We start from the raw sequence: 816 nt of genomic DNA, 5'->3' as shown, positions 1-816 counted from the left end.
GCGCACGTAGAACAACCCGACCCGGCGCATTTGGAAATAGGAGATTGGATGAAACGATTCTTTGTCGTACCTGGCCTGGCCGCGCTGACGGTGTTTCTGTTCACCACGGCCATCATGCGTTCGGCTCAAGCCGCCCCCGTGCGGGAGCCTGTAGGGCATGCAGCGCCTGCAGTCGAAGAGCCGCCGAAGCCATTCGTGGCGCAGGTTGTCGGTCTGATGTGGCTGAATCCGTTGCAACGGATGGACTATCCGACAGAATGGCAATTGCTGTGGGCACAAGGACTGGTTGCACCGAACAAGAACGATGACATGGTGCGCACGAAACCTGAGAAATTCTCGTCGCTTCGATCCATTGGAGCATTGGTTTACGGCAACGAAGGCGGTGAAACGTTCAACGGGTTCTACGCCAAGTACATTGACAAATCCATCTTATTGCTGCGCTCCCGCTATTTCAGCAACGCGAAGTATTTCTATTCGGTGAGCGCCAATCGCCAGAACGACTGGCGTGAACTCGCCGGCATACGCGTCGAAGCGGCCGTTCCACCCCGACTTGATCCAAGCTTTGCCAAGTCACGCATGGTCGACCGGATGATGAATTTCTTCGAGATCGGCCCGCCATCCCCGAAGTCACTGTGGAGCCGCGACACACCTCCCGACGTCCAAATCACCCAAGGCGGAACCAACGCCGGTTTCACGTCGCTGAACAACGCGCTGGACTACTTGCAGGCGAATCCCGACAAGACGGTATGGGTGATGAACTGGGACGCGCCGAACTTCCCGCCCAAGGACGCACAGATCAACGAAAACCTCGTCGTG

At 57.1% G+C, this 816-nt stretch carries 1 pseudogene; it reads left to right on the top strand.

Annotated elements, in window-relative coordinates:
* Nucleotides 1-48: 48 nt before the first annotated feature.
* Nucleotides 49-816 (top strand): annotated as a pseudogene (locus ACTJKF_RS31380) (virulence factor); the annotation flags it as partial.

The sequence above is a fragment of the Burkholderia sp. 22313 genome, assembly GCF_052045245.1.
Taxonomy (GTDB): domain Bacteria; phylum Pseudomonadota; class Gammaproteobacteria; order Burkholderiales; family Burkholderiaceae; genus Burkholderia.
Note: the sequence above shows the minus strand (reverse complement) of the source record. Positions and strands in the feature narration are given on the sequence as shown.